Origin of the sequence: Thiobacillus sp., assembly GCF_013693775.1 — a bacterium.
Taxonomy (GTDB): domain Bacteria; phylum Pseudomonadota; class Gammaproteobacteria; order Burkholderiales; family Thiobacillaceae; genus Thiobacillus.
In genome coordinates this window covers 514,089-540,987 of the sequence record NZ_CP059257.1, presented here as the reverse complement: position 1 = coordinate 540,987, position 26,899 = coordinate 514,089, and the positions used below count along the sequence as shown (strand labels likewise).

Sequence of the window (26,899 nt, the reverse complement as noted above, 5' to 3'; positions counted from 1 at the left end):
GGTCTCTCGGCGGCCTTTCCTCATCCCACTGGACATAGCACCTCCCTTTCGGAGATGATGCGATAATACCGCGTGCCCCGTATGTGTGCGAGGGCAGCATAAGAAGATTTGTGGCCTCGGGATTGGCCGCTTCAAACCGGAGGTGCCAATGGCCACAATTAGTCGCCGAACAGTGACGGCTAACGGCAGCAAGCCAGGCCGGACAGCCCCTGCTACGAATAAAGCTACGGCCAAGGCATCTTCCTACCAGCTTCGCATCTCGCGCCTCACCGTCGACAAACTTGGCGTCAAGCTCTACGACAAGGCCAGCGCGGTAGTCGCGGAGTTGATCTCCAATGGCTACGATGCAGACGCCGAGACCGTCACTGTCCGTCTCCCACTCAACCGCCAACTGGCATCACAGGCCGGAGGCAAGCTGAAAGATCTCGGCTATATGATCGAGGTCGAAGACAATGGCCACGGCATGACCNCCGATGAGGCAATCGACTTCTATTTGCGAGTTGGTGCCGACCGCCGTATGCGCAAGACGGAAGATGGCGCCAGGTCGCGTACCAAGAAGCGGCCCGTCATGGGTCGCAAGGGCATCGGGAAACTTGCACCTTTCGGGATTTGTCGCCGTATCGAAGTGTGGTCCGCCGGTGGGTCCAAAACAAACGACGGTTATTCCATCACTCACTTCTTCATGGACTTCGACAAAATCGTCACGGATGATGACGAGGCGGTTCCTCTCGAAGCCGGTAGCGAAGACCGCGGCTGGAGTAAGAAGTCTGGAACCCGCATCAGGTTGACATCCTTCCTCCCGAAACGCGTTCCAGATCAGGAAACGTTTTTGCGCCAGTTGGCCGTGCGATTTACCTTCGCGAATCCGGACTTCAAGATTCTCATCGCCGACACTGCCACTGACGGAGCTAAGCCGGTTAAGGTCAACCCGCTGGACATACCACTGCTGCCAGGTTCAAGGATCGACCTGACCAGCCGCCCCGTCATCACCGACAACGGCTCCACATTGCCGGTGTCAGGCTGGCTCGGCATGGCCAAAGAGGCGTACAAGAATGAAGAGATGATGGGCGTACGCATCTACGCCCGCGGTAAGATCGTGGGTGTAACGCGTGACTTCAATCAACCCGCCGGCTTTACTGGCGAGTTCGCCATGCGATCCTACTTAGTAGGCCAAGTCGAAGCGGAATGGCTTGATCTCGACAATGGCGATGACCTCGTTCGAACTGACCGCCAGGATATTCTTTGGTCCTCAGACTACGGCGAAGAACTTCGACGTTGGGGAGCCGAGCTGATCAAGGAGATTGCTCGCACCTCGCGCGAACCGCGCCGGATTCGCGTGCGCGACGAGTTCCTTCGGAAGTCCGGCATCGAAGACAAGGCACGCGAGCGGTTTGGCGACAAGCAAGTAGCGCGCGTTGCCATCGACCTTGCCAAANAATTCGGTGGCTTTGCTGCCGAGGATGAACTCAGTGACGATGTCTACGTCGAGGATCTTTCACAAATCATCCTTTCCGTCGCGCCGCACCAAGCACTAATGGAAGCTTTTCACGAATTCACGAATCAGGTGACGAAGGGTGAAGCTTCGATAGACCAGATGCTTGACATCTTCAGCAAGGCGCAGATCGCGGAGCTGGCCTCCTACGCTCAGATTGCTGCTCAGCGCGTGCGGGTGATCAAAGACCTTCAGCAGATCATCGACGAGTCGATGGATGAGAATCAATTTCAAGCGCTTATAGCGCAAGCACCTTGGCTCATCGAACCATCTTGGACCGTCATCACANAAAACCAGAGCTTGAAGAACTTCAAGCATGCGTTCGAGAGATTCTGGAAGCGAGCCCACGGTACTGAGGTGGTTCTTGCCATCGACAAGGAAGCCAAGCGCCCGGATTTCACACTGGTCAGCATTGACGGCCTCCTACACATCGTCGAGATCAAANAAGCGGGGCACGCATTTGACGACACTGACTTCGACCGACTGATCAACTACGTCGACGCATTCGAACAATTCTTCAAAGAGAACCAAGAGACCGTGGCAGAGTTTTACAGGGCATGGCGTATTGACCTCGTAGCGGACGGCGAGAAACTGAAAAAGAGTTCCAATCGACATGCTTTCGGCGGTTTCGTCGAATCGAACCGAGTGAGACGTATGTCATGGCGCGACTTCTTGACCCGAGCAAAGAAGGTGCATGAGCAGTTCCTGGACATTCATGATCTAGGGACTGAGAAACGCCAGAGGAAGAAGGCATGAGCAAGCTGAGGGCAGTCAGCCTATTCTCCAACTGCGGTGCGGGCGACGTCGGCTATCGCGAGGCCGGATTCCGTTTCGACGTGATGGCCGAACTAGACCCGCGGCGCCTCGACGTTTGCCTGCTCAATCATCCCGGAGCTGAAGGCGTTCCAGGTGACTTGCGCAAGACGTGGCAGACTGTGATTAAAAATACCGCGCCCGCGCGGGAAAGCGCGCCCTGCCCTGCTGTGCGCATGCCCACCTTGCCAAGGCATGAGCTCTGCGCGATCGGGCATGGGCAGTCATGACGACCCCGATGCCGGCTCTAAGGACGAGCGCAACCTGCTAGTCACCGTCATCGCCAATGTCGCATTGAAGTTGATGCCCTCCCTCATCGTGGTTGAGAACGTGCCGGCATTTTTCACTCGCAAGGTGTATCACCCGAAGGACAAGAAGCCGGTTTCTGCCGCAAACTACCTCATCACGTCGCTGGCTGATCATTACGTTGCGTTCCCACTCGTCGCGGACCTCTGCGATTTCGGCGTTCCTCAGTCTCGCAATAGAGCATTCCTAACATTCGTACGCAGGGATCTGTCTGGGCTTAAGGAGCTGCTACGCATCGGCAGGACACCGTTTCCGCGAGCGACGCATGCCCCCGACATTGGCAGTACAACACCGGTGTCACTCGCGGACGCACTCGCGACATTCGCGCTGCCTGATCTAGATGCAGCTACGCCTGAGGCCGCCCATTCTGAGGAATACGACGGATTTCACTCCGTTCCCGTGTGGGATGAACGCATCTACGCGATGGTCGCCGCAATTCCCAGTGGCTCGGGTCGCAGCGCGTGGGACAACGAAGTTTGCCACCACTGTGGACCTGTTAAGGTTTTGCCCGAGACCGTCACTTGTCCGAAGTGCGCGGAGCCACTTCTTCGGCCGATCGTTCGAGAGGACGACGGTAGCTATCGACTAGTCAAGGGATTCAAGAGCAGCTATCGCCGGATGTATGCCAACCGCCCTGCTGCTACCGTTACTACAGCAAGCGGGCACATCGGCAGCGACTACACGATCCACCCAACGCAGAATCGTTTACTCAGTCCTCTGGAGTGTTCGCTTCTCCAGACCTTCCCGAGCGACTTCAAGTGGGGTGACGCCCTCAAGAAGCTTGGCCACACCAACGTGCGCGAAATGATCGGCGAGGCCGTGCCACCCGCGTTCACGAAGTTGCACGGAGAAGTGCTGCAAGGCATATTGAAGCGCGAATGGGCTCGTGCGCCCATGGCTTTCAGCGACGAACGGATCGTCAAGGGGTGGGCAAAACTTGCCGCAGCCTCGAAGAAGGACGGTCGCAAAGACCCGCGTGAATATTTCGACTATGCGAAGCCGGCAGGACGCCCTAAGCCGTCAAGCAAACAAAGTGGAAGCGCGGTAGCACTCGCACGGGGCTAACGGTCGCTCACTAGCCTTCTAGGAACGCACGTAGACATGCTTCAAGACGAGGTGTGTCTCGGACCTCGCATTCCCACACCACGAGAATGTCCCATCCCAGCGCGCTGAGCGCGTCGATGTTTCGCTGGTCTCGTCGGCGGTTGCCCTCGATCTTGGCCGACCACGTGACGGCATTATTGACGGGGCGCGTCGCGCGTTTGCAATTCTCATGCCCATGCCAGAAGCAGCCGTGAACGAGCACGATCTTCCTATGGCGTGGCAAGACGATGTCGGGTGTGCCGGGAAGACCCTTCCGGTGAAGTCGGAATCGATACCCCATGCCATGGAGGACGCAGCGCACCCGCAGTTCAGGCGCCGTGTCGCGCCCTTTCACGGCCAACATGCGACGACGGGTCTCTAGTGAGACCTGAGTGTATGGCAGAGCTGCGGCACCAGCCTTGGCCTTGCTTGGCGTTCGAACTTCACGCATAAGTGGTCTTGGGGCGCCAGTCCTTGGTACCGATGGCCACCCAGATCTTCGCAGAAAGCTGATCCGTGAGCTCGTGGAACGCAAGAGCCGACGTAAGGCAGACCACGCCCTTTGGCACGAGCTTAGCTGCCTCGGCAAGGGAGTGATTCACGTCGAGCGGCGCGTCCGGCAGTTGGTACAGCCCCCGCGCTAAGCGCACGATCAAACCATCGCGCTCCAGTTGCGAAACAGTTGCCGAGGTGGCGCCGGAGGCAATCAATTCGCTCATGCGCGACATCCCCTGGCGCGCAGGCACGTCATGACGCGATCACGTTGCGTGAGGGATTGAGGCGTGGGCTTCATCGATACAAACCCTAGGATTGAAAGCCAATTATCCTATGTTTTGTATCACACGCCTACTTCCTCAGGCTCGCCTCGAAAAGCTACACCGCGAGCTTCGGCTCGAGCTTCTTCACGAAACCTTGGAATCTGTCATCGACGGCCGCCATGTCTTTGAGGAAGTCGCGCACCGGTTCCCCACCCAGCTCGCATATCTGCTGCACGCGGGAGTCATTGGAATCGGCCTCCACCCCGCCGAGCAAGGCGGCCAACAGTTCCATGTGATTCCGTCTAGACTTCTTGAGCAACGTGTCCCAGTCGAGGTGCTGCATAAGTTCGGTCTTCAACCTGCCAATGGAAGGAGAAAANTCGCGTGCGACCAATATTCCTTCCACCGTCGACGAAGCGAATCGGCCTGTCAAATAACTGACGTAGCTATACAGCTGTTCGTGTTCAATGTGACCAGCGGTCTCATTTGGACTTTTCAATTCGACGACGAGTATGTTGCGCTCCTCCGGAGTTCCCAAGAATACGAAATCAGGTTTTGTCTTCTGCGCCTGCTCCGTGTTCGCATATACCGGCCGAATAGTGAACTCGCCGTTCTTTTCCGCTTCCTCGCAAATGGTCTTAAGTTCCCTGCGCGCAAAGAATCGCTCATATGCCTGGCTGAGAATCCATGGAAACTCTTCAATTAGTGCTTGAAGGTTGGTTTCTTTCCCATGCGCGATGCGATCTTGAAGCTTGTGCAGGGCGTAAACGCGCTGCGAGAAGACTACCGCCAGCGAGAGACTTTCCGGCACGAGTTCGTCCGCGAGGCGCATCACAGTGCCAACGAATTGGTCCGGCGCAATGTCTGCAGCCTCTTCCCACAACTTCTTAATCAATCGACGGGCAGGATCGTGCACCCATGCGCGCATAGCTGCTTCAACGAATTTTGCCTTTGGCTCAGGGTCCTTGGTTAGGCGCGGAGTAACTTCGTTGAGAAGACCCAGAAGGTGCGCCTTCTCAGTTGGACGAATTTGTAGACCAGTATTTCTCTCAACTGCTTCATCGATCAGCTTCGAGTTTTCCTCGAGAGCGTGCTCTTTGCGAAGAGCTTGATAGTCGGTTACCCAACTCCTCACCATCTTCCCACCCCAAACCTTCAGATTGGCGAAGGCCTCGTTCTGCCAATCGATGGAAGTTCGATCGGTTGAGATTGCATCCTCATTGAGTTCGTCAATCCAGTCCGCCTCAATGACGCCATACATGTATCGCGTGAAGACCTCGACGCCTTTGACCTCAAAGAAGTAAGGACGATCCTGCGCAATCTTGCCATGCGCATAAATCCCAACACCCGCTTGCTCTGCAGGCCATGTCGCTTCTTTAACAAACCCGACCCAATACCTGACCTTCTTCACCCCATCAGGAGTTTGCACATCCTCTTCCGTAGTGCCCGATTCTGGAATGCGCAAATCCCAATCAGGGAACACATCCTTGGTTGACAAGGATTGCTCGTTCACGCGGACATCGAAGTCTGATCTTGCAAGTGTAACGGTGAATCTTCGCCCCAGAGACTCCTTCAAGGTTGCGGGGTTTATCTGACGCTTGAGTGTCAACCGTGACGCCAGAACTAAGGTGCCCGACTTGCTCACGCTCTCACCGACATTCTTGAGGAATGCCTTTACGGTTTCCTTTTCCTCGCCGCCCTTCTCCGAGTCAACGCTTTCCAGTGACGACTCTTTGTATATCAAGATCGGACGATAGGTCGCCAGTTCGCCGGGTTCAGCATTTTCACCTTCACCGCGAATCTGATCGTAGTCAAACCGCAGCCACGAGATCTGCCCCGCTTTGCACGTCAGCAAATCAACGGTGCGTGCCACTCCGAAAGGTGCGAGTTTCCCAATACCCTTGCGTCCCATCAAAACACGGCCTCCAGGGCTGGTTTCGGACGGCGTATTTTTGTTCCTCTTAGGCTTGCCAACGATCAAATATTTAGTGGCAAGGTCGGCTTTGCTCATTCCCTCTCCGTCGTCGGCGACGGCAATTGAGGCTGGCGTATCGTCCGCAGCATTTCGCAAAGTGACCCACACGCGCTTAGCATCAGCGTCCCAAGAATTGGAAACGAGCTCCGCCAAAACGTTCGTGGGCTTGTTCTGATAAAGCTTAAGATCCAGGTGTTCGATTATGTTGTGAGAAAACCGAAGCTCTAGCCTATCCTCGCTGCTCGACTCTGCCACTTGCCGCCTCCTTTTTCCGCGTAAGCATTCTTTGCCTAGTCTATCAGGGGCTTGTGATGGCATGCTGATCCATACGTACCTGCTGCCGTGGCAGCCAGTTCGGCACCGAGGCCCTGCAGCGTCGTCCGCGCAGCACCGGCAAAGATGCGACCCCAATGCCAATTTTCAGGAATTGGGTTATGTGAGCCTGGCCGAAGTACAATCCCTGCACGGCCGACTCGGGTTTCCGGTCGAGCGGGATCTGCACTTTACAGCCTCGAAGCCGATCAGTTCGTATGCGCGCGAAGCGCGGGCCGCGGAACGGATCGTGACGTAGCCGTCACGCGGGCGCTGCCGCTTGGCAGCGCCCTTTTCTTGCCTATTTGTCCTTTTCGGCCTGGAGGGCAGTCAGTTCGCGCCGCACGCGCTCGATGAGCTTGTCCACCCCCTTGCTGTCGGCGCCATAGGCCAGCGTCAGCAGCGTGAGCGGATGCACGTCCATGACCTCGCACAGCTCGGCGACCTTGCTCAAGGTCGGGCTTTTCAGGCCGCGTTCGAGCGAACTCATGTACGTGCGGCTCGACACGTCCGAGAAAGCTTCCTGGCTGAGGCCACGGGCTTTTCTGACCATCTTGAGCGCCGCAGGAAATGAGTTCTTCGATGTCATCAAANNTCGTTTCTTGTAAAACGACGATGACACCTGATGGCGCCCTATAGGGCTACAATCTATAGTATTCATTTGACAATCTTTCCGGCTGGAACTTGTCACGGGTGTGTCTATGCTGAAAACCGTTTTTCTGAAACCATAGGTTCCGTCCCTACGCATTCGTCGACTCGTGCATCCACGGATTCGGTGGAATCCGCTTTGGCGATTTGGCGCAGCAGCGCATTTTCACTGTCACGCTTTGGCGCATCAGCACGTTTGCGCAGAACCAATGCCCCGTTGATCGTGGCCACTTGCGCGCAGCGACCATGAAACCACTCATCACCGACGAGCACCGCGCCCAACTACTGGACAATGGCGCCGCCGCCGCGCGCGGCGAGAAGTGCGACCCGCTGCCGGTCGTCAAGCTGTTCACTCTGGACGCGCACGCGACCTGGCTTTTGACCGAACTCGATCCCGGCGATTGCGACACCGCTTTCGGCCTGATCGACCTCGGTATGGGCATGCCGGAACTCGGCCACGTTCGGCTCTCCGTCCTGGAAAGCATTCGCGGGCCACGAAACCTGGCCGTTGCACGCGATCTGTATTTCACGCCAAGGCGGCGGCTATCTGAATACGCTCGGCTGGCTCGGGCCGACGGATCGATCAACGATTGATCGACCCCCGATGGCCCGTCGCTGACGGGCCACTCCATGCGATGCCACAACGGTTCGCATTGCGTCTTCCTGGGTCTGGGTCCAGACTTTTTGCATTGATTGCCACTCAGTACAGCAACGGCGCAATGCAGTCGCAAATAGTGCGAATGCCCGGCCCGTTGTCGGCCAGCTTGTCGATTGATTTCCTTCCATCCGAAAGGAGGCTTCGCCATGGCCGATTCGAGCGCCATTCACTGGCATCCAAGCGCCGCATACCTGTACGTCCTGCATCTGGACGGACCCGCGCTGGCTTGGGAATATCTGCGGCGCAACCCGGAATACCGGCGCGTCTGGCAACGCCACCGACGCCGTCCTCAGTACGAGGCGCATCGCTGGTGCTTGCGCCTGCTGGAAGACCCCACGCGCGATGCGCGCGACGCGCACCCCGACTGGTTCCCTGATCCCTCCTCGGTCGTCCAAGTCTATCCGGATGCCGATCCAACGACCGATGCGCTGCTGTTCCAGCTCTGGCGCATCCCCGGCCGCAAGCACCTGACGCACGACGGCAAGCGCCTGGTGCTGACCACCCAGCTCGTCGACCGCATGCTGCGCATGGCGATCTCTCCCGCGCTGAAAGACGGCATGGCTTACGCCTATGCCGTCCGCGCCGGTTGCCAGCTTCGCGAGCGCTGGCGCGTAATCGAAGCCGAGCTGGCAGCGCTCGATCCCGCAACGATGGAGCGCACCGCCCTCGCCACAGGTCGACCAGGTCGCACGTCAATACTCCACATGCGGACCCTGCAGGCGCTCGACGGCACGCTGGCTGGTGCTTCGCAGCGCGGCGTGGCCGAAGTGTTGTACGGCATCACCGCCGTCGCCGAACGCTGGTACGACGACAGCGATCTGCGCGCCCAGGTTCGCCGTCTGACCCGGCGCGGGCAGACGCTCATGGACGGCGGCTACCGCCGCCTACTGCAACCCGGCAGCGCATCACGGGGACGTTNNAGCTCGGCGGCGCAGAACGTCCCTGCGCACAACGCCTGACTTTCCCGAGACTGCTTCCATCCGGCGGCGATTGCTTCGTCGCCGATCTTGACCGATGGAGGCCCATGCCATGAGACCCGCACCGTTACGGCCGTATCCCGTACCCGCTGCCATCCCGCAGTCTGCCCAGACCACGCAGTCTGCGCGCTACCTGACGAACAACGAAGCCGCCGAGTTCCTGCGGCTGTCGCCGCGCACGCTGGAAAAACAGCGCGTCATCGGCGGCGGGCCGCGCTTTCGCAAATTCGGCCGGCGCGTGATGTACGCCATCGCCGACCTCGAAGCATGGGCCGACGCGCGCAGCTTCGAGATGACCTCCGATCCACAGTACACCGAACAACACGCCGCGCGCCCCGGCTCGCGCTGATCGGCGATGGGCACCATCACCGATGACCATCGGGCGCGACCTGCAGCGCGAGCAGCTCGAACTGTTCCATGCCTTCTCGGGCGAGCTGCCGGCGCGCGATGTGCAGGACCTGATGGCCTATCCATTCTTCTCGCTCGCCAAGAGCAAGCGCATCGTGCCAATCGACTTTCGCGCCGGCGACGTGACCGTGCGCGTAGAAGGCACGGCCGAACATGGCCTGGCGACCATCTGGGATGCCGACATTCTGATCTGGGCGGCCAGCCAGATCGTCGAGGCGCGCGATGCGGGCATTCGCTCGTCTCGGCTGATGGCGGCCACACCCTACGAAATCCTGCGCTTCATCGGTCGCGGCACGTCGCTGCGCGACTATCAGCGTCTCAAGGCTGCCCTGGATCGCTTGCAGTCCACCAGCGTGGCCACCTCCATTCGCCAACCCAATGCGCGGCGTCTGCACCGCTTCTCGTGGATCAACGAGTGGAAGGAACGCGCCGACGGCCTGGGCCGGCCGCTGGGCATCGAGCTGATCCTGCCGGACTGGTTCTATGCCGGTGTGCTCGAAGAGAGCCTGGTATTGACCATCGACGCCAACTACTTCCGCCTGACCGGCGGCATCGAGCGCTGGCTGTACCGCCTAGTGCGCAAGCATGGCGGCTGGCAGCGCGACGGCTGGCGCTTCGATTTCCCGCACCTGCACCGCAAGTCCGGGAGCCTGGCGCGCTTCACCGACTTCGCCTACGACCTGCGCCGCATCGTGGCGCGGCAACCCTGNCCGGGCTACGCGCTCGCCATCCTGCGGCCGAGGCATGGGCCGGAGGTGTTGACCTTCCGCGCCGTGCCGTCCACGGCACCGCTTCGACCCGGTGGCAGCTTTGGTGCCAGCCAGGGTGTCATCAGCGTGCCTGTGGAAAAGCGGTGAATCCGCTCGTGCTATCAGGCGTAGAAATCCTCGTGCTATCAGGCGCAGTGCTGTCGTGCCATCAGGAGTACGGATCGACCGAAACACCTTCTTCGGCGCGGATTTCGGTGTCTCTTAACTTAGGTTCTAACTTTGAATCTATAAAACTAACGATAANNAGACCCCGCGCGCTGTGGATAAACCGGCGCGCGAAAGGCAGCGCATCATGATCATCGCGCTGCTCAACCAAAAAGGTGGGGTCGGAAAAACGACACTCGCCACGCACATCGCGGGTGAGCTGGCCATGCAAGGCAGTTCGGTGATCCTGCTCGATGCCGATCCGCAAGGTTCGGCACTCGATTGGACCCAGCGCCGCAGTCAGAATGGTTTGCCAAGACTGTTCGGCGCCGTAGGTCTGGCACGGGAAACCTTGCATCAGGAAGCGCCAGAACTGGCCAGGCGCTGCGATCACATCGTCATGGATGGCCCACCCCGAATTGCCGCCCTCGCGCGCTCCGCGCTGCTCGCGGCGGACCTGGTGCTGATTCCCGTTCAGCCCAGTCCCTACGACGTATGGGCCAGCGCCGAGATGGTGTCGCTGATTCGCGAAGCGCAGGTGTTCCGGCCAGCGCTGCGCGCGGCCTTCGTCATCAACCGGCGGGTCAGCACCACGGTGATCGGGCGCGAGGCACGCAATGCGCTCACCGATCAACCTTTGCCATCGCTGCTGTCGGAGGTTCGCCAGCGTATCGTGTTCGCCGACAGCGTGGCCAGGGGTCAGCTCGCCCGCGAACTCGACGCAGACAGCAATGCCGCGCGCGAGATCGCGGCGCTCGCCGCTGAAGTATTGAGGATGGCGCCATGAAGAATGGGAAACGCGTCGCCATCGGTGCGCGTCCGCCAGCCAATCCGCAGGCCGACGCCTGGGTGCGCCAGGGCGATGGTGCAGACATCGGAAAAACCGATCTCTACACCGCCCGCTTGACCCTCGACGTGACGCCGGCGCTGCGCGCCCGCATCAAGATCGAGGCCTTCACACGCGGCATCACGGTCGCCGAGATGCTGCGTGCACTGCTGGAAGATGAATTCCCGGAGAAGCCGCAATGAACGCAGCCCAACAGACCGCGAGCGAGAGCTTTCCCACGCCGCGCACCGTGCGATCGAGCGTTGCGAACGACACGCCACTGACGCGCGTGTCGCTGGCGTTCGTCGAACACCGGATCAACCTCTATCTGCGCTTCGGCCATCCGCTGCGCGAGCTGCGACTGGACCGCTGGCGGCGCAGTGCGATTTTCACACCGGCGACCGTGTTCTGTCGCGTGCGCTGGGAGTCCAATGACTACGGTACGACGCGCTGGCAGCTCATGATTTTGCAGGCCTGCTCACCGCTCGATGACATCCAGCGCGTCGCCGGCATCCAACCGGGCGCGCGCCTGCTGCTGCGTGCCGAAGGCGAACAGCAACTGCAGTCAGTGCTGCCACATATCGACGCCATCGAAACGCTCGGCTTCGATCCGGCAGCGGTGTCGCCCGCGTACTGGCGCACGCTGGGCAACCGGCTGACCGCGCGCCTGCCACTGCCGGCCTACACCGCCGAACGGCATGCGGCCTACCTCGCGGGCGAGGTGTTGCGATGAACACCCGCGTCCATCGCTGGGTCGTCGTACTGTTCATCGTCCTTGGCATTGCTGCGCTCGCCTGGCCGTCCGACCATACGCCCGTTGCGCGCCTCGTCTACAACCCAAGTGACAGCGTGCCGCGCGGCTGGTACCGCATCGGCCCGCCTGACTCGCTGCACGTCGACAGCATCGTGCTCGCTCGGCTTCCGTCAGAGGCCGCCGCGCTGGCTGCGCAGCGTGGCTACCTGCCTGAGCACGTCCCGCTGCTCAAGCGCATCGGCGCGATGTCACCGCAGCAGGTGTGCATCGAGAAGCACATCGTTCGTATCGACGGCGTGGCGGTCGCTGGCGTCCATAGAGTCGATGGTCGTGACCGTCCGCTGTCAGCCTGGCAGCAATGCCGACCGCTTCGCGACGGCGAGCTGTTCCTGCTCAGTGCAACCAATCCGGCATCGTTTGACAGCCGGTACTTCGGTCCCATTGCTGTCTCCGCCGTGATCGGCAGCGCGCAGCCCTTATGGACGTGGGACACACCATGAACGTGCAGCCCCGCTGCACATCGCTTGCACCACCGCCTGCGGTTGTGGTGCTTCACCCGTGCAGACGATCGCAGCCTGACCGTCGAGGCCGGTCGCGTCAGCGATCGGAAAAGACGGAGGGCAAGATAAAGGACGCGGCACTCCGTCGCGTCGACAGCCTTGCCTGCACGTGGGTTGGCGCGGCACGCGCCTTGGGTGGCAATGTGCCGTGTGCGGCACGAAGTCGGCGCCGGCACTGATCGAATGGCGTGCTTTGTCCGCTGGGCTTGGCAGTGCTGCGCTGGAGTTCATGCCATGAGCAAGCAGGACGATGACCGTTTTCGCGTCCGCCCCAGCGCACCCAAGAACCGCCAGCAGAAGTTCGTGTCGCAGGTTTTGAAGGAGGTCAGCAAGGCTGGCGGCAGGTCGGTGCGCAGGTCGGGCATCCGGCCCGGCGCACGCCTTGGTCGCGGGCATGTAGCCGCCAGCTTCACCGGCCGCTCCGCGCAGCCTGGCTCACGGCGCGTCACGATCAAGACCCGGCTGGTGAATCTCAAGCAAGCCGGATCACGCTCGACCACCACGCACCTGCGCTACATCGAACGCGATGGCGTGGGCCACGATGGCGAACCGGGCCAGGCCTATGGATCAATAACGGACAACGCCGATCTGGTCGCCTTCGAGGAACGCGGACGGGAGGATCGGCACCAGTTCCGCTTCATTGTCTCGCCCGAGGACGCCGAGCAGCTCGACGACCTGCGCCGCTATACCCGCCACCTGATGAGCCGCATGGAAGCCGACCTTGGCACACGGTTGGACTGGGTGGCCGTCGATCACTGGAACACCGACAACCCGCACACCCACATCGTGCTGCGCGGCAAGGACGGCACCGGCAAGGACTTGATCATTTCGCGAGACTATATCGCGCAAGGGATGCGCGACCGAGCCGCCGAACTGGCGACCGAATGGCTAGGGCCGCGCACCGAGCTGGAGATACAACAGAGCCTGCGGCGGGAGGTCGATCAGGAACGCTGGACCAGTTTGGATCGCACGCTGCAACGTGAAGCGCAAGGCGGGCTTATTCACATGAATCAACCTGCCAGCGATCCATCGCACAGGCAGCAGCGCGTGCTGCTGATCGGACGACTGCAACGCTTGCAGCACATGGGGCTGGCGCACGAGCCGTCGCCCGGCGTGTGGGCCGTCCACGCCGATGCAGAACAGGTTCTGCGGACGATGGGTGAACGTGGCGACATCGTGCGCACGATGCAACGGGCCATGAGCGGTGTGCCGCGCGACATGGCGGTGTTCGATGCTGGCGAGAACGCCCGGTCGGTGGTCGGTCGGGTAGCCGCCAAAGGCATGGCCGACGAGTTGTACGACCGGGGCTATCTCGTGGTCGATGGCACCGACGGCAAGGCGCACTACATCGCCTTGTATGCCAAGGCGGAGCTGCAGCAGTACCCGGTGGGGTCCGTGGTGGAGGCACGCGGGTCGGCCGAGATTCGCGCGGCCGACAAAAACATCGCCGCGCTCGCGGTCGATGGCCTGTACCGCACCGACCATCACCTGACGACGGCCACGGCCCAGGCGACGCCTATGCGCGACCCCAAGGAGGTGGTTGATGCCCATGTGCGCCGACTGGAAGCGCTGCGGCGGGCGGGCATTGTCAAGCGCGTGGCCGAAGGGGTCTGGCAGGTGCCGAAGGACCTGCCCGAGCGAGGTCGGCAATACGATGCACAACGGCTGGGTGGCGTGTCGGTGGAATTGCGTTCGCACCTGCCCATTGAGCGGCAAGTTCGCGCGATCGGCGCGACCTGGTTGGACCAGCAGTTGATCGGCGGTGCCAGCGGTATCGCCAACAACGGTTTCGGCGGTGACGTGCGCGAAGCACTGCGGCAGCGGTCGGATTTCCTGGTTGAACAAGGGTTGGCCGAGCGACACGGACAGCACGTGATCCTGGCGCGCAATCTGCTGGGGACGTTGCGTGGACGCGAGATAGATAGCGCAGCCCAAACCATCTCAGCGGAAACCGGCCTAGAGCACCGACCCCTGATAGATGGTGAACGTGCGACTGGGATCTACCGCCGCAATGTGCAACTCGCCAGCGGACGCTTCGCAATGCTGGATGACGGCAAGGAGTTCAGTTTAGTGCCCTGGAAGCCTGTGATCGAGCAGCGGCTTGGACAAATGTTAGCCGCGACGCCGCGCGGCACTGGCGTGGCATGGGAGATTGGACGGCAACGTGGTCCTTCGATCGCGTAACGAAAAATAGCGAACCAGTATAACTGGCCACCAACCCCATACTGAAGGATTACTTCATAAGATGAACCGGCGCTTCACAATTTCGCCATGGAACACAACTAAGTATTTGATTTTACTATAACTGCTATCTGGCACCTTGTTTGCTCAATACAAATTGGCCAGCGATTCGCTGCCACTTACGCAATCTATGGAGAAACCAATGGCAAACTCAAATACCGATCAGTTCCTGGAAAACAATAAGCAATATGCAAGCGGCCAAACGATGCATAAAGCAGTCTATCCCGGGAAGCAACCGATCCAGCCATCCCGGCATGTTGCAGTTGTTGCTTGCATGGACGCCCGGCTCGATGTCGAGGATCTTCTCGGCCTGCAGACTGGTGAAGCACACATCATTCGCAATGCCGGCGGCGTGGTGACAGAAGACGCTATTCGTTGTCTGATCATTTCCCATCATCTATTGAACACCAACGAGATCATCCTCATTCATCACACGCGTTGCGGAATGCTCGCTTTCACTGACGACTTGCTCAAGGCGGGGCTGGAAGGTGACCCTGCGGCTGAAAAAGTGCTGGGGCAGGCAACTGGCCGTCCGTTCACAACGACAGGAAAAGCGTCGTCATCTCCCGTGGCCTTTCATCCGTTCCGCGGGCAGATCGAGCCGCTGGATTCGCCGCGCAATGAANAAAGCACGGAGAGACTGCAATGGGACGTGCGCCGTGGCATGTCGACGATTCTGAACCATCCATGGATTCCCACGAGTGGACCCGACGCGAGCACCGTGCGTGGCTTTATCTATGATGTTGACACCGGGAAACTCGAAGAAGTGACTTACCCGGGGCCGATGGGTTCGTTTGGCTAATTGCAGCAAGAAGCTCCTTCCTGAAGCCAACTTGTTATAGCTCCTGGAATGGGAGCCAGTAGCCCCTAAAAAGGCGGGCCCGAGTGGGCCCGCCGAAGAATAACGGGCATGAGGAGTTGATACAGGAGGATGCCCGTCAAGGCAACTTAAAGCACAAATCGAACCAACTAAACTAATCAAGCAATATCAATTACTTAATAAACTTGAATCAGGATTCAAGTGAATTCTGATTTCTCTACGCAAAGGAGAAAAAAACATAACTATTTGAAAAATACTGGCAATTTTTATAAAAAGAGCAGCTTCACAGTTCAGAAGCAACACTTCCTTTCCCATCAACAATGGTTGACGGCCGCCTCAGCACTAGAATAGTCAGCTTTCAGCAGCTCACCCTTCCTAATTCAAAGAACCAAGCAAGCTCGGGGCACGCCGGAGGCCTTCCAAAAGAAGAATGATGCGGGCAAGCACGCACAGTCACTTCCTACAAGGAAGTATTTGTTCGCTCCGTTCCATGGCCCCATGCCGCGGGGTTTTCCAGCCTCGGTGGTCACCTGTTCGGGAAGCGCATAGTCCCATACCAACCCTTTGAGAATGCTGTATCTACATGTTTTCATTTGAAAAACACGGATGGCACATAGGTTGCTTAGCACCGTACGCGGAATCCGCCACTGGAGATCATCCAATCGGAACTTTCGTAGCCGAGTGTCGGATAACCGCTTTAACTCAATTTTTAAATGGAGACGCAAGATGACAACACTGAAGGACAAACTGAACGCGCGGACTGCTTCCTACGACCATTGGGCCCTGCGGCGCCGCTACGGCCCGGAAGGTCACAACGACAGCAGCCTCTGGGTGTTGGCCTGCATGGACGAGCGCCTGCCGGTCGACGAGGCCTTGGGGATTCGAGTGGACAGCCCTGCTGGCGGCGGCGATGCCCACTGCTTCCGCAATGCTGGCGGCATCGTCACCGATGATGCGATCCGTTCAGCCATGCTGACCTGCAATTTCTTCGGCACCAAGGAAATCGTCATTGTTCAGCACACCCAATGCGGCATGCTGTCCGCCAATGCCAACGACCTGGAACGGATGCTGAAGGAAAAGGGTGTGGACATCGACAACTTGACGCTGGACCCGACCCTGCCCGAGCTGAAGCTGGACAAGGGCGGGTTCGCCAAGTGGATCGGCATGATGGACGATGTGGATATGACCTGCATGCGCACCATCGAGACGATTCGCAACCACNCCCTGATTCCCAAGGATGTTGTGGTCAGTGGCTGGGTGTGGGAGGTGGAGACCCGCCGCCTGCGCGCGCCCACGTTGGATGCCAAGGTGCGAGGTCGCGTGCCTGACGTCCGTTGCACGGACTTCGGAGTGAATCAGAAACAACCCNCGCGGTGGAGCTGATCGGCCCTTAGGGCGTACTCGCAAGCCCTAAGAAGAAGTAGGACGCATCGCTCAAAGGCGGTGCGTCCACCCTTATGTGTACCCAATTAACCGGGAGTTCATATGCCGACATATGATTATCGCTGTTTGCGGTGCGAGACACCGTTCGAAGCCAGCCACGCCATGAGCGAGCCCGCGCCGGATTGTCCCAACTGCGGTGGTCGGGCTGAGAAGGCTATTCTCACAGCGCCGGCCATGCATGGCCAAATGGCGCGGGTCGTGAGCTCGCTATGCGCTCGCTGCTGACCTCTAGGACGAAGGACGGCCCAAATGGCCATGGGCAGGGCTGTAGTTGTTGCGCACCCCGTACGACGGGTACGGTCAAGACGGATTGAAAATACGCCTTTTGGGCGGTATTTCCTGCACATCTAGCCTGTCTTGCTAGGATGAAAACGGGCTGTGGGTTCCGCCGTGCACATTGCGACATCGCCGCCCCGCAGTGCCCTCGTCTTTCTGAAGGATCGTCCATGTCTCACGTATTGCTTTCCGAGCTTAGCCCACTCTCGTTTCTGCAAATGTTCGTCACGCAGAGCGTCAAGCTCGCGGGACAACTGCCGCAAGAGGACGCAGCATGTCACAACCATATCCAGGTTCTGGGGCTGACCGCCAGCAGCTGTCTGGAGGCCCATGCCCGCCAACAGCTCGACCTATCTGGTGAAATCAGCCGCGATCAATACACGGCCCTGGTCGTCAGCATCAAGAACCAGATTGGCGGGGGATTTGCGCCAGCTGCGGACGAGGCGGGAGCCATCCGGGTAATGAACAACCGCTGCCCCTTCGGCGACCGGGTCAAAGAGGCCCCAGAGCTCTGCCGCATGACGTCGTCCGTCTTCGGCGGCATTGCCGCCCGTAATTTTAGCTACGCCAAGGTGGAGTTGCGTCGACGCATTGCCAACAATGATGGTTGCTGCGAGGTGCTGATCCATATCGACCGGGATGCGGCCCGCGACAAATACGGTGACGAATACGTCAGCGAGGATGGCGCCATCGTGTCTCGCATGGCCTTGGAAGACGTGACTGTACGCGTAGCGGAGAAAATGGCGCGGATCTGGCGTCCTGCGACTGGAGACGAGCCGAGTGGCTGTCGTGGCGGACCTGAGATCGTGGCCGATTCGCTGGCCATGCGCGAGGCGTTGGAAGCCGTTGAACTAGTGGCCCCAACGATGGCCAATGTTTTGATCAACGGTGAAACCGGCGTAGGCAAGGAAATAGTCGCCCGCGCCATCCACGCACTCAGCAACCGAAGCGACGGGAAGTTCGTCGCCGTCAACTGCGGAGCGATCCCGGACAACCTGAGCGAGAGCGCCTTATTCGGCCACGAGAAAGGGGCTTTCACTGGGGCGCATGAAATGCGCCAGGGCGTGTTCGAGCGGGCAGCGGGCGGTACGCTGTTTCTCGACGAGATCGATAGCCTCCCACTCTTGTCGCAAGCCAATCTGCTGCGCGTGCTGCAGGAAGGCGAATTCGAGCGAGTGGGCGGCAAACAAGTATTGCACGCGGACGTGCGCATCATCGCTGCCTCCAATACGCCAATGGACAAACTTCTAGCTGGGGATGGCTTTCGCCAGGACCTCTACTACCGGCTGAACGTCGTGCCCATCCATATTCCTTCCCTGCGGGATCGGCGGGAAGACATCACCGCGCTGATCAACCACCTGCTGCCGCGTCTGGCTGCGCGTTATCAGCGGCCCCGGAAAGTATTGGGCAGCCGAGCTTGGGGACAGGCCATGGCCTACGAGTGGCCTGGCAACGTGCGCGAACTGGAAAATGTGTTGGAGCGCGCGTTCCTGTTCGCCCGAGGGCAAGTCATCGATGAACTCGGCGTGCAGCTCCCGGATGAGACCGGTCTGTCGCAAGCGGATGGTTTGCGCAGGCGCAGGCAGGGTGCGGTTCGGGATATCGAGATCAAGACTCTACGCGATGCGCTACAGCGTCAAGCCGGTAATGTAAGCGCTGTAGCCCGTGAGATTGGCATCACGCCTCGGGCGGTTCATCAGAAATTGCGCAACTACCATATCGACGCCGCCGCTTATCGCAAATCAGCCAAATAAGCCGGCCAGGAGCATGAACTGGCCGCCCCAAAGATGAAACCGCAACACCATCAAATTTGTGGTGCTCCAAGAAATCTAGGCGCGTGTCGGCAGAACGTCTAGGCAGCATCTCGCGGGAATGCGGCTGGATTTGTAGTTAGTTCCGCATTGCGCTTCCTAGTTGCAACGAGCCAATGCGATCGATGAAACGACGCAGAGGAGCGGAGGGTTCCGCGTCGAGTCTCAGCAGACGAGTTTCCACCGCCAACCTATTCCCTGAAAGTGGGCGTGTCACAACATCCAGGTGACGACAAGTATTCGTGTGCGACTCGTTTGCCAAGCCTATTCCAAAGCCAGCTGCCACAAACACCATCATCAAATCGAAGGTTGCCACTTGCTCGGCGATGACGGGGGCTGCTCGCAATGTACGCAGATAGTGCTGGATCTGCCGATGACTCCCCTCACAGCTCTGTGGGTGACACTGTATCAATGGGTAACGAAGCACTTCCTCGATCGGAATATCCGTATGCGCGAGCAATGGGTGGCGCGCGGGTACCGCAACTACGAGTGAATCGCTCCAAACGACCTGAGAGACAATCCCATCGGGCTCGTCGAGAGTCTGAGTGAATCCAGCGTCATACAAGCCGTAACGCAACCCCACCAACTGTTGGGCCAGAGGCACCTCAAACAACCGAATTTCTACATCGGGCTCTTCTTCGCGGCACTGTGCCAACAGAACGGAAAGTCGTACCGGGTCAATGTCATCTGACAACGCGATGCGCAGCTTACCTCGATAACCTTTGGCCGCAGCTTTGGCGCTCGCTATAGCCTGTTGCAAGGTAAATAGGACATGCCTTGCTTCGTCGAGAAATATCTGCCCAGCCCAAGTTAGTCGTGTAGTACGTGTCGTACGCTCGAATAACTGTACACCCAGGCGATGCTCCAGATGCTTGATTGCGCGTGAGAGTGGGGATTGCTCGATGTGTAGACGTTGCGCAGCACGCGCAAAATGCAGCTCTTCCGCGACAGCTATAAAGTACCGAAGATGGCGAATTTCCATTTCGTGGCATTCGTTAGCCGAACATGCGGAAACCAAGCTCCACGGCTCTCGTCCGATGGTCAGGAAAATTCCTTGCCAGAGCCGTCAAAGCTGGCCGCCTATCCATCCCTCGGCGAGNGACCCCACCCCCCAGACGGTTAGTACCCCCAGGCCGATCAGCAAGGCTTGCTGAGCTGTGTGCATCAGTTCCACCCGCTTGTGCAACCCGGGAATCAAATCGGCGACCGCCACGTAAATCATGCCCGAGGCAGCCAAGGCAAGCATGTACGGCAGCAGGGCATGCAGAGGAGCCAACAGGAAATAGCCCAGCAAAGCGCCCAGCAGCATGGCAGCACTGGAAAGGAGGTTCAGCATCAGTGCCTGAACCTTGCTGTACCCGGAATGGAGCAGAATGAGAAAATCTCCGAGTTCCTGGGGTATCTCATGGGCGGCGATGGCGAAAGCCGTCACCAGCCCCAGCTTTACGTCCACCAGGAAGGCGGCGGCTATCATCACGCCGTCCACGAAGTTATGCACCGTGTCACCCACCGTGATCATCAGCCCCGAGCGGCCGTGATCATGGTGATGATCGCCGCCGACTGGCGCACCGTGGGCCTCGCAATGCTCGGTGTGGCAATGTCGCCAGAGCACCAGCTTTTCCAGGATGAAGAAGCCGAAGATGCCGGCCAATACAGCGCCGCTGAGAGTCTCGAAACCGCCGGAATGCTCCATGGCGTGGGGNAGGATTTCAAGAAAGGCCGCCCCCAACAGGGCGCCGATGGCGTAGCTCACCATCACCGGCACCCACTCCGCCTTCAGGTTCAAAGCCACGCTCGCCAGTAGCACGGACAACAGCCCGCCGGCAGCACTGGCGAGAAGGATCATAGCAAGCAGGCTCATGGCAGCTTTCCAGCAGTTTGCGAGTGCATGTAGCCCGGCCCCACGCATGTATAGGAAGGTATCGAACGTTCCGGCAGGCCAATCTTGGCGCCTGCAACCTCGACTGCCTGCTCATACGGATAGACGGGAATCACTTCCGCCACACTGATCGTACTGAACGCCCTGCTAACTACTCTCATCTTCTTCCTCCTCGACATGAATGTCTCCTGGCGCAACACGACTACTCCTTGAGTTTGGAAATCCCCAGCGCGCGCAACGTGAGGTTTTCGTAGAGCGGCCCAACGTTGCCCTTCTTGATCTTGCGCAGGAAATACTTCTCGAAGGCAATCTTGGCCAGATGCACCCACTTGCCTTCGGAGAACCAGTTGACGTTGCGCGGCGGAATCTGCGGCAGCGCCACGAACGCAATGCCGGTGTCGCCAAAGTCGGCCAGGCAGACTGCGTTCCAGGTGGCCTTCTCGACAGGCTCCTTGCCGTCCAGCAGCGAGCGGATGTTGTGCGCGGTGGCCGTCACCATGGATTCGATCATGTAGCCGGTCTTGGGCACGCCGACCGGCAGCGGAGTGGCTTCGACCGGGGAATGGCGACGCATACGCCGACGGAGAAGACGTTCTTGAAGGTGGGGTTGCGCTGGTACGGGTCGATGACGATGAAGCCGCGCGGATTGGTCAATCCTTCGATGCCGAGGACGGCGTCCACGCCCTTGAAGGCGGGCAGCATCATGGAGTACTTGAACGGCAGCTCGTGCTGTTTCTTCTCGCTGCCGTCGTCGTTGACCTCGGTGACGAACATCTTGCCGGCTTCGACCTTGGTGACCTTGGCGTTGCAGATCCATTTGACGTGCTTGTCGCGGAAGGCCGATTCGATCATGCCCTTGGAGTCGCCCACGCCGCCAAGGCCGAGATGACCGATGTAGGGTTCGGCGGTGACGAAGGTGATGGGTACCTTGTCGCGCAGCTTGCGGCGGCGCAGGTCGGTTTCCATGATCATGGCGAATTCGTAGGCGGGGCCGTAGCACGAGGCGCCCTGGACGGCGCCGACGACGATGGGGCCGGGGTCTTTGACGAAGGCCTGCCAGTTGTCGTTGGAGGTGACGGCGTGGTCGACGTGGCAGACGGACTGGGTGTGGCCGTTGGGGCCCAGGCCCTCGATTTCGTCGAAGGCCAGTTTGGGGCCGGTGGCAATCACCAGATAGTCGTAATCAACAATGCAGCCATTCTCCAGCTCAACCCGATTGTCGGCGGGATGCACGCGCTTCGCGGCAACCGGAATGAAAACGATATTTTCTTCTTGAGGATGGGCTCGATCGGCAGCTCGATGTCGCCACGCTTGCGCCAGTTCACCGCCACCCACGGGTTCGATGGAACGAAGTGGAAGGTGGGCGTATTGGAGATGACCGTGATACGGTCCCCGGCTCGCGCGCTTTCGCGCATTTCAAACGCCATCGGCATGCCTCCGATGCCCGCCCCGAGAATAACGATGTGTGCCATGTTGTGTTGCTCTCTCTGTTGTTTTCCAGCTCATCAAAGCGGAACGACCGGTCACGCTGGCACTCCTTCCTGGAATGCCTGTCTCATGACCGGCCAAAAATGAAAAGGTGACGCCAGGGACTTCCTAGAAGCGATACCCGATACCAATGCTCGTCAACCACGGATTCACGTCGAGATCGGTCACCTTGGTGCCAGCCAGCGCGCCACCAGAGATGCGAATGTCTTTTGCTTCGATCTTTACGTACTTGACGTCCAGATTGATGAACCAGTTGGGCGCCACCTTGAAATCGACCCCCACCTGCCCGGCCAGCCCNCAGCTGTTGCGATCCACATCGATTGGGGCATCAACACCAAGCGCTGGCGCGGCATTGAGCTTGACGCTCGTAAGCCGGGTGTAATTCAGACCCACGCCAGCGTATGGCCGTACGGGCCCCTCCGGCAAAAAGTGATACTGCAGCGTCAATGTGGGCGGGAGGTGTGTAACCGAGCCAATCTTAGTGCCGGCAAAAGTGACGTCATGCTCTTGCGGATAGGTGAGAATCAACTCCGTCGCAATGTTCTTTGTGAAAAANTACGTCACGTCCACCTCTGGAAACCATTTATCCTCCATCTCGGCCTTACCCAGGGCTGGAACAACAGCAGTCCTGGAATTATCGTTATCGACGTGCATGTTGAGGGCGCGAAGACGCACCAGCCACGGCCCCTCTTCCGCATAAGCGCTCGCTACGCAGAGTATTGAACCGATAAGCGCGCTGCCAATCACTCTTTCATCATCATCTTCTCCTCCTTGACTTGGATTCAGTTATTGCCGTGCTGCTTTCCCATTGCTTCCTACCAGACCGGCAAATGTCGTCTGGCGCAGTTCCTGCACAGCAATATGAATGCCAACAACGCTGCCCTGCGAAATCAACCACTTACAACGTAACCCAAGCCATTTATGTGAAGCGTAACTACACTCACTGAAGTGGCGCTTCATCCAGAAGACGTTTTAGCTTTAGCGACGAGGAGTCTTACAAATGTCAAACCTGACCCCCGAGGAGTTTCTCCATACCTTCATTGATGAAGCCCGGGACATAGCTCCCTTTTCCAGTTGCACCAGTCTGCAGTCTTTTATTCATCAGATTGTGTTCAAGGCAAGTGCTTGTCTGGAGGAACGCTACCGGGCGATAGAAGATTTGCGCGGCGCACTGGCGCCCGAGCAATATGCACAGTTGATCGTGAACATCAAGAACAGCATTGGCGGCGAATTTGCGGTAGTTTCCAGCGACAAGCGAAGGGTGCATATCCATGCCCATCGATGTCCATTCGGCGAGTTGGTGCATTCAGCCCCGGGGCTGTGCCATATGACCTCCAGCATCTTCGGCGGCATCGCGGCGCGTAATTTCGGCTACGCGAAAGTCGAACTGAAGAGCCGCATCGCGCTTGGTAGCGACCACTGCGATATCTGTATCCACCTGGACACATCGGCCGCGTCCGAGGTGCTCGGCGACGAGTATTTCAGCGATGGCTATCAGGTGATCGCCGAGGTACGCGCACCGGATGAGCTGCAAAAGGTTATCGAGGAGCGTTTGCATACACTGTGGAGTCAGGATCCCACGCGACAGATGAACGCGGATGTTTCGACACGCCCTTGCCTGATCGCCACCAGCGGGCAAATGCGAGACCTGCTGCGCGCGGTGGAGCGGATTGCCGACACCCGTGCGACCGTTCTGCTCAATGGCGAGACCGGGGTCGGCAAGGAAATCCTGGCCAGATCCATCCATGGCATGTCTTCGCGCCTGAACCAGTCCTTCGTCGCGGTGAATTGCGGTAGCCTCCCGGCAGATCTGGTCGAGAGCGAACTGTTCGGCCATGAGCGCGGCGCCTTCACCGATGCCAAACAACAGCGGCAGGGCCGGTTCGAACTCGCTGACCAAGGCACCTTGTTTCTGGACGAAGTCGACAGCCTGTCGCCGAAGGCCNAGGTGTCATTGCTACGGGTGTTGCAGGAGGGACGCTTCGAGCGGGTCGGCGGGCACCAGCCAATAGCCTGCGATGTGCGGGTCATCGCTGCCAGCAATCGCAATCTCGCCGAACTGGTTGAGCGCGGCGAGTTCCGCAAGGACCTGTTCTTCCGCCTGAATGTCGTGCCATTGCACATACCACCGCTTCGTGAGCGGCGCGAGGACATAGCGCCTCTCGTCAAAATGCTACTGCGGCGGTTCGCGGACCGCTACCAGACTGCGGTCAAAGAGCTGTCTCCGGCCGCGATGCGCTGTCTGGAGGAACATGCGTGGCCTGGCAATGTCCGCGAACTGGAAAATGTCCTCGAACGCTCTTTCCTGTTTTCCGAGGGGTCTGTGATCCAACGTATCAGCTTCGATTTGGCGCCTCGCCTTGGGCATGTGCCGTTGAACGAGACGGCCGACCTGCGACAACTGAAANAGAATGCCGCCGACGAGGTCGAGCGGCGGGTCCTGGAATCTTTGCAGGAACAGACCAGTGGTGATGTCAGGGCAATGGCCGCGGCGTTAAACCTCACGCAGCGTGCGATCTATCAGAAGCTCAGCCATCATGGTCTCGGTACGATGCGCGAGGCAAAGAGCTGATCAGGTGACAGGGTAAACGGGATCATGCCGCAGACTTGGAAGCGCCGCTGCGAGCCGTAGCCCAATTGAGCTACGGCTATAACGCATCAGTTCGAGAGGGCTATCGCGCGAGGTATTCGTCCGTTTCCGTAATCGTGGCATAGGCGAATGCCAAGGCGGCCATCAGAGCAGCATGGACCTGTGCCGCGGGTACCACTTGTCCGCCAAACTCAAGGTCCATCGTCGCGCAAGCGTCGTGAACCAGGAGAACCTTGTAACCCAAGTCCGAAGCGGCTCGGCTGGTCGCATCGATGCACATGTGGCTCATCGCACCGATCACCACGACTTCTTCGATACCCTTTGCATCGAGCATCTGCTTCAGATCAGTCTTGAGGAACGAATTCGGATAGTTCTTCAGGACGACCGGCTCGCCTTCAATGGGTGCAACAGCAGGATGAATCTGCGTGCCTTCCGTTCCCGGAACGAAGAAGGGAGCATCAGAAGTGGAAAATTCATGCCGGACGTGGATGACTGGATCATTGTTCGAGCGGGCGGCCGCGATGACACGGGCCGCGTTGGTTACCGCGTCCTCGATGCCGACCAGAGGCAGTTTGCCGGAAGGAAAATACTCGTTTTGCAGATCGACGACGACGACCGCACGTTTGCTCATGACGTTCTCCTATGCATAGATGAAACAAAATAGAGTCGACATGATCGGGCGCGGATCGCACAATGCGAAGTGGCGTTATCGACATTATTGGTGGCAAAAACGACATGGCCCACGATGAACCCGTCGAAATCGGGTTGGTGCTGTACCCAGGAGCGCAACTGGCGGCGGTGTTGGGGTTAACCGACCTATTCAGCTTGGCGGGTAGGATCGCCTCTAGCCGCCGGACGCAGGGTTCCAATCTACTGCGCGTCAGCCATTGGCAATTGGACACATTGGGCAAAGTACCTGTCAGGATCTTCGATTCAGCCCCGGATGGCGAGGCCACGCTGTCCGTCCTCGTTCTGCCGCCCGGCCTGGGCGAGCCGCTGTCGCCAGAAGCTGCCGCTCCATTTGCGGACTGGCTGCGTAACCACCATGGCGCGGGTGTCACGCTGGGTTCGGTCTGCGCCGGGGCCTTCCTGCTGGGCGAGACCGGCCTGCTCGCGGGCCGCACAGTGACTACGCACTGGCTTCATATCGAACAGTTCCAGGCCCGGTTCCCGCAAGCGCGCATGGATGCCGATCAGCTCATCATCGACGATGGCGACATCATCACTGCCGGTGGCGCAATGGCGTGGACCGATCTGGGGTTGAGGCTGGTCGATCGTTTTCTCGGGCCGACGGTCATGATCGAGACTGCGCGGATACTACTAGTCGATCCCNCGGGGCGCGAACAGCGCTACTACAGCCCTTTCTCCCCGCGGCTGACCCACGGCGACACGGCCGTGCTCAAGGTGCAGCACTGGCTCCAGGCAACGGATGCCAGGGACATCGTGCTTGCAACGCTCGCCGAGCAGGCAGGACTGGAGGAGCGGACCTTCCTGCGCCGCTTTCAAAAGGCGACCGGCATGACGACGAGGGAGTATTGCCAGCGGCTGCGTGTGGGCAAGGCACGCGAGATGCTGCAGTTCAGCCGGCTGCCCATTGACAGCATCGCCTGGGAAGTCGGTTACAGCGATCCTGCAGCCTTCCGGAAGGTCTTTTCCCGGATTGTCGGCCTGACGCCCGGCGAATATCGTCGGCGTTTTAGTGCTGAATGACAAAACCCGGGCAAGGGGCACCCTTTCTTCGGATCTACCCGACCCGCAACTGAGCGCCGCGAACAGTCCGTGCTCCAGGCTCACAGCTAGCTAGCAGCAGCAAAACCATACACGACGAAATACGCTGTTACTCGCCCGGATTATAGGGAGTGTGACA

Annotated in this window: 28 protein-coding genes and 1 pseudogene; 19 read left to right on the top strand and 10 right to left on the bottom strand. The window is 59.2% G+C overall.

The genetic code is table 11. The annotated features are described in order from the left end of the window. The first annotated feature begins 148 nt into the window (after window positions 1-148). The 3 genes from HZY77_RS02735 to HZY77_RS02725 are packed head-to-tail and all read left to right on the top strand — an operon-like array spanning window position 149 to window position 3,676. Window positions 149-2,248: an ATP-binding protein gene (locus tag HZY77_RS02735; protein ID WP_296818503.1), complete on the top strand. Its 2,100-nt coding sequence runs from the start codon at window positions 149-151 to the stop codon at window positions 2,246-2,248. After that, a complete protein-coding gene (locus tag HZY77_RS02730; RefSeq protein WP_296818501.1) occupies window positions 2,245-2,535 on the top strand; it encodes a hypothetical protein in 291 nt (96 codons plus the stop codon). The genes HZY77_RS02735 and HZY77_RS02730 overlap by 4 nt, the downstream gene beginning before the upstream one ends. Next, window positions 2,522-3,676, top strand: coding sequence for a DNA cytosine methyltransferase (locus tag HZY77_RS02725; RefSeq protein WP_296818499.1), 1,155 nt, complete (start codon window positions 2,522-2,524; stop codon window positions 3,674-3,676). The genes HZY77_RS02730 and HZY77_RS02725 overlap by 14 nt, the downstream gene beginning before the upstream one ends. A gap of 10 nt (window positions 3,677-3,686) precedes the next feature. On the opposite strand, the gene HZY77_RS02720 is transcribed toward HZY77_RS02725, so the two are convergent. From HZY77_RS02720 to HZY77_RS02710, 3 genes are all read right to left on the bottom strand, one after another. Further along, window positions 3,687-4,058, bottom strand: coding sequence for a very short patch repair endonuclease (locus tag HZY77_RS02720; RefSeq protein WP_296818497.1), 372 nt, complete (start codon window positions 4,056-4,058; stop codon window positions 3,687-3,689). A 79-nt stretch (window positions 4,059-4,137) separates the two neighbouring features. Continuing rightward, on the bottom strand, window positions 4,138-4,413 hold the full coding sequence (locus HZY77_RS02715) for a type IV toxin-antitoxin system AbiEi family antitoxin domain-containing protein (RefSeq protein ID WP_296818495.1): 276 nt from the start codon (window positions 4,411-4,413) through the stop codon (window positions 4,138-4,140). 154 nt (window positions 4,414-4,567) lie between these two features. Next, window positions 4,568-6,745 (bottom strand): ATP-binding protein, encoded by a 2,178-nt coding sequence (locus HZY77_RS02710; protein ID WP_296818493.1) that lies wholly within the window; start codon window positions 6,743-6,745, stop codon window positions 4,568-4,570. A 118-nt stretch (window positions 6,746-6,863) separates the two neighbouring features. Between HZY77_RS02710 and HZY77_RS17705 the strand changes: the two genes are divergently transcribed. Further along, window positions 6,864-6,998 carry a DUF2958 domain-containing protein gene (locus tag HZY77_RS17705; protein WP_363154592.1) on the top strand — a complete coding sequence of 45 codons (135 nt, stop codon included), beginning with the start codon at window positions 6,864-6,866 and terminating at the stop codon, window positions 6,996-6,998. A 42-nt stretch (window positions 6,999-7,040) separates the two neighbouring features. Here the strand turns inward: HZY77_RS17705 and HZY77_RS02700 are convergent, their stop codons facing one another. Together HZY77_RS02700 and HZY77_RS02695 are read right to left on the bottom strand one after the other, a co-directional pair. Beyond that, window positions 7,041-7,328: a helix-turn-helix transcriptional regulator gene (locus HZY77_RS02700; protein ID WP_296818489.1), complete on the bottom strand. Its 288-nt coding sequence runs from the start codon at window positions 7,326-7,328 to the stop codon at window positions 7,041-7,043. A gap of 110 nt (window positions 7,329-7,438) precedes the next feature. Beyond that, window positions 7,439-7,618: a hypothetical protein gene (locus HZY77_RS02695; protein ID WP_296818486.1), complete on the bottom strand. Its 180-nt coding sequence runs from the start codon at window positions 7,616-7,618 to the stop codon at window positions 7,439-7,441. A gap of 15 nt (window positions 7,619-7,633) precedes the next feature. On the opposite strand from HZY77_RS02695, the gene HZY77_RS02690 reads away from it, so the two are divergent. The 13 genes from HZY77_RS02690 (at window position 7,634) to HZY77_RS02635 (ending at window position 19,018) form a co-directional block, all read left to right on the top strand. Next, window positions 7,634-7,981 (top strand): DUF2958 domain-containing protein, encoded by a 348-nt coding sequence (locus HZY77_RS02690; RefSeq protein ID WP_296818484.1) that lies wholly within the window; start codon window positions 7,634-7,636, stop codon window positions 7,979-7,981. Window positions 7,982-8,191: 210 nt separating this feature from the next. Further along, entirely contained in the window at window positions 8,192-9,004 is an 813-nt protein-coding gene (locus HZY77_RS02685; protein WP_296818481.1) for a DUF2285 domain-containing protein, read from the top strand. 70 nt (window positions 9,005-9,074) lie between these two features. Further along, window positions 9,075-9,371, top strand: coding sequence for a helix-turn-helix domain-containing protein (locus HZY77_RS02680; protein WP_296818478.1), 297 nt, complete (start codon window positions 9,075-9,077; stop codon window positions 9,369-9,371). 22 nt (window positions 9,372-9,393) lie between these two features. Next, on the top strand, window positions 9,394-10,287 hold the full coding sequence (locus HZY77_RS02675; RefSeq protein WP_296818476.1) for a replication initiator protein A: 894 nt from the start codon (window positions 9,394-9,396) through the stop codon (window positions 10,285-10,287). Between the two features lie 205 nt (window positions 10,288-10,492). Next, window positions 10,493-11,131, top strand: a complete 639-nt coding sequence (gene parA / locus HZY77_RS02670) for a ParA family partition ATPase (RefSeq protein ID WP_296818474.1) — start codon at window positions 10,493-10,495, stop codon at window positions 11,129-11,131. Then, a complete protein-coding gene (locus HZY77_RS02665) occupies window positions 11,128-11,373 on the top strand; it encodes a chromosome partitioning protein ParB (RefSeq protein WP_296818472.1) in 246 nt (81 codons plus the stop codon). Before parA ends, HZY77_RS02665 begins: the two co-directional genes overlap by 4 nt. Continuing rightward, window positions 11,370-11,903 (top strand): DUF2840 domain-containing protein, encoded by a 534-nt coding sequence (locus HZY77_RS02660; RefSeq protein ID WP_296818470.1) that lies wholly within the window; start codon window positions 11,370-11,372, stop codon window positions 11,901-11,903. The genes HZY77_RS02665 and HZY77_RS02660 overlap by 4 nt, the downstream gene beginning before the upstream one ends. Continuing rightward, the gene (locus HZY77_RS02655) at window positions 11,900-12,424 is read left to right on the top strand and encodes a S26 family signal peptidase (protein ID WP_296818443.1); all 525 of its coding nucleotides are present in this window, start codon (window positions 11,900-11,902) and stop codon (window positions 12,422-12,424) included. Before HZY77_RS02660 ends, HZY77_RS02655 begins: the two co-directional genes overlap by 4 nt. A 294-nt stretch (window positions 12,425-12,718) precedes the next feature. Then, window positions 12,719-14,668, top strand: coding sequence for a relaxase/mobilization nuclease and DUF3363 domain-containing protein (locus HZY77_RS02650; protein ID WP_296818441.1), 1,950 nt, complete (start codon window positions 12,719-12,721; stop codon window positions 14,666-14,668). 199 nt (window positions 14,669-14,867) lie between these two features. Further along, entirely contained in the window at window positions 14,868-15,527 is a 660-nt protein-coding gene (locus tag HZY77_RS02645) for a carbonic anhydrase (RefSeq protein WP_296818439.1), read from the top strand. A 699-nt stretch (window positions 15,528-16,226) separates the two neighbouring features. Further along, window positions 16,227-16,928: a carbonic anhydrase gene (locus tag HZY77_RS02640; RefSeq protein WP_296818437.1), complete on the top strand. Its 702-nt coding sequence runs from the start codon at window positions 16,227-16,229 to the stop codon at window positions 16,926-16,928. 102 nt (window positions 16,929-17,030) lie between these two features. Beyond that, window positions 17,031-17,213 carry a zinc ribbon domain-containing protein gene (locus tag HZY77_RS17700; protein ID WP_363154209.1) on the top strand — a complete coding sequence of 61 codons (183 nt, stop codon included), beginning with the start codon at window positions 17,031-17,033 and terminating at the stop codon, window positions 17,211-17,213. 221 nt (window positions 17,214-17,434) lie between these two features. Beyond that, window positions 17,435-19,018 carry a sigma 54-interacting transcriptional regulator gene (locus tag HZY77_RS02635; protein ID WP_296818435.1) on the top strand — a complete coding sequence of 528 codons (1,584 nt, stop codon included), beginning with the start codon at window positions 17,435-17,437 and terminating at the stop codon, window positions 19,016-19,018. Between the two features lie 136 nt (window positions 19,019-19,154). Here the strand turns inward: HZY77_RS02635 and HZY77_RS02630 are convergent, their stop codons facing one another. The 4 genes and pseudogenes from HZY77_RS02630 to HZY77_RS02615 all read right to left on the bottom strand — a co-directional run bounded on the left by HZY77_RS02630 (window position 19,155) and on the right by HZY77_RS02615 (window position 23,189). Beyond that, window positions 19,155-20,057: a LysR family transcriptional regulator gene (locus tag HZY77_RS02630; protein ID WP_296818433.1), complete on the bottom strand. Its 903-nt coding sequence runs from the start codon at window positions 20,055-20,057 to the stop codon at window positions 19,155-19,157. An 84-nt stretch (window positions 20,058-20,141) separates the two neighbouring features. Beyond that, complete coding sequence (locus tag HZY77_RS02625; protein WP_296818431.1) at window positions 20,142-20,936, bottom strand: ZIP family metal transporter; 795 nt, start codon at window positions 20,934-20,936, stop codon at window positions 20,142-20,144. A 220-nt stretch (window positions 20,937-21,156) separates the two neighbouring features. Continuing rightward, window positions 21,157-22,426 (bottom strand): annotated as a pseudogene (locus HZY77_RS02620) (FAD-dependent oxidoreductase). A gap of 124 nt (window positions 22,427-22,550) precedes the next feature. Beyond that, window positions 22,551-23,189, bottom strand: a complete 639-nt coding sequence (locus HZY77_RS02615) for an OmpW family outer membrane protein (protein ID WP_296818429.1) — start codon at window positions 23,187-23,189, stop codon at window positions 22,551-22,553. A gap of 253 nt (window positions 23,190-23,442) precedes the next feature. Here HZY77_RS02615 and HZY77_RS02610 point away from each other — a divergent pair, with 253 nt between their 5' ends. Beyond that, window positions 23,443-25,014, top strand: coding sequence for a sigma 54-interacting transcriptional regulator (locus tag HZY77_RS02610; protein ID WP_296818427.1), 1,572 nt, complete (start codon window positions 23,443-23,445; stop codon window positions 25,012-25,014). Window positions 25,015-25,114: 100 nt separating this feature from the next. Here HZY77_RS02610 and HZY77_RS02605 read toward each other — a convergent pair whose 3' ends face one another. Further along, window positions 25,115-25,663: a cysteine hydrolase family protein gene (locus HZY77_RS02605; protein WP_296818425.1), complete on the bottom strand. Its 549-nt coding sequence runs from the start codon at window positions 25,661-25,663 to the stop codon at window positions 25,115-25,117. A gap of 62 nt (window positions 25,664-25,725) precedes the next feature. On the opposite strand from HZY77_RS02605, the gene HZY77_RS02600 reads away from it, so the two are divergent. Then, window positions 25,726-26,742: a GlxA family transcriptional regulator gene (locus HZY77_RS02600; RefSeq protein ID WP_296818423.1), complete on the top strand. Its 1,017-nt coding sequence runs from the start codon at window positions 25,726-25,728 to the stop codon at window positions 26,740-26,742. Window positions 26,743-26,899: the final 157 nt, after the last annotated feature.

Bases quoted from the DNA above. Each gene is read 5' to 3' on its own strand.
- HZY77_RS02715 (WP_296818495.1), bottom strand. From the start codon at position 4,413: ATGAGCGAATTGATTGCCTCCGGCGCCACCTCGGCAACTGTTTCGCAA.
- HZY77_RS02650 (WP_296818441.1), top strand. From the start codon at position 12,719: ATGAGCAAGCAGGACGATGACCGTTTTCGCGTCCGCCCCAGCGCACCC.
- HZY77_RS02665 (WP_296818472.1), top strand. From the start codon at position 11,128: ATGAAGAATGGGAAACGCGTCGCCATCGGTGCGCGTCCGCCAGCCAAT.
- HZY77_RS17700 (WP_363154209.1), top strand. From the start codon at position 17,031: ATGCCGACATATGATTATCGCTGTTTGCGGTGCGAGACACCGTTCGAA.
- HZY77_RS02655 (WP_296818443.1), top strand. From the start codon at position 11,900: ATGAACACCCGCGTCCATCGCTGGGTCGTCGTACTGTTCATCGTCCTT.
- parA (WP_296818474.1), top strand. From the start codon at position 10,493: ATGATCATCGCGCTGCTCAACCAAAAAGGTGGGGTCGGAAAAACGACA.
- HZY77_RS02605 (WP_296818425.1), bottom strand. From the start codon at position 25,663: ATGAGCAAACGTGCGGTCGTCGTCGTCGATCTGCAAAACGAGTATTTT.
- HZY77_RS02730 (WP_296818501.1), top strand. From the start codon at position 2,245: ATGAGCAAGCTGAGGGCAGTCAGCCTATTCTCCAACTGCGGTGCGGGC.
- HZY77_RS02700 (WP_296818489.1), bottom strand. From the start codon at position 7,328: ATGACATCGAAGAACTCATTTCCTGCGGCGCTCAAGATGGTCAGAAAA.
- HZY77_RS02690 (WP_296818484.1), top strand. From the start codon at position 7,634: ATGAAACCACTCATCACCGACGAGCACCGCGCCCAACTACTGGACAAT.
- HZY77_RS02725 (WP_296818499.1), top strand. From the start codon at position 2,522: ATGGGCAGTCATGACGACCCCGATGCCGGCTCTAAGGACGAGCGCAAC.
- HZY77_RS02720 (WP_296818497.1), bottom strand. From the start codon at position 4,058: ATGTTGGCCGTGAAAGGGCGCGACACGGCGCCTGAACTGCGGGTGCGC.
- HZY77_RS02635 (WP_296818435.1), top strand. From the start codon at position 17,435: ATGTCTCACGTATTGCTTTCCGAGCTTAGCCCACTCTCGTTTCTGCAA.
- HZY77_RS02660 (WP_296818470.1), top strand. From the start codon at position 11,370: ATGAACGCAGCCCAACAGACCGCGAGCGAGAGCTTTCCCACGCCGCGC.
- HZY77_RS02680 (WP_296818478.1), top strand. From the start codon at position 9,075: ATGAGACCCGCACCGTTACGGCCGTATCCCGTACCCGCTGCCATCCCG.
- HZY77_RS02630 (WP_296818433.1), bottom strand. From the start codon at position 20,057: ATGGAAATTCGCCATCTTCGGTACTTTATAGCTGTCGCGGAAGAGCTG.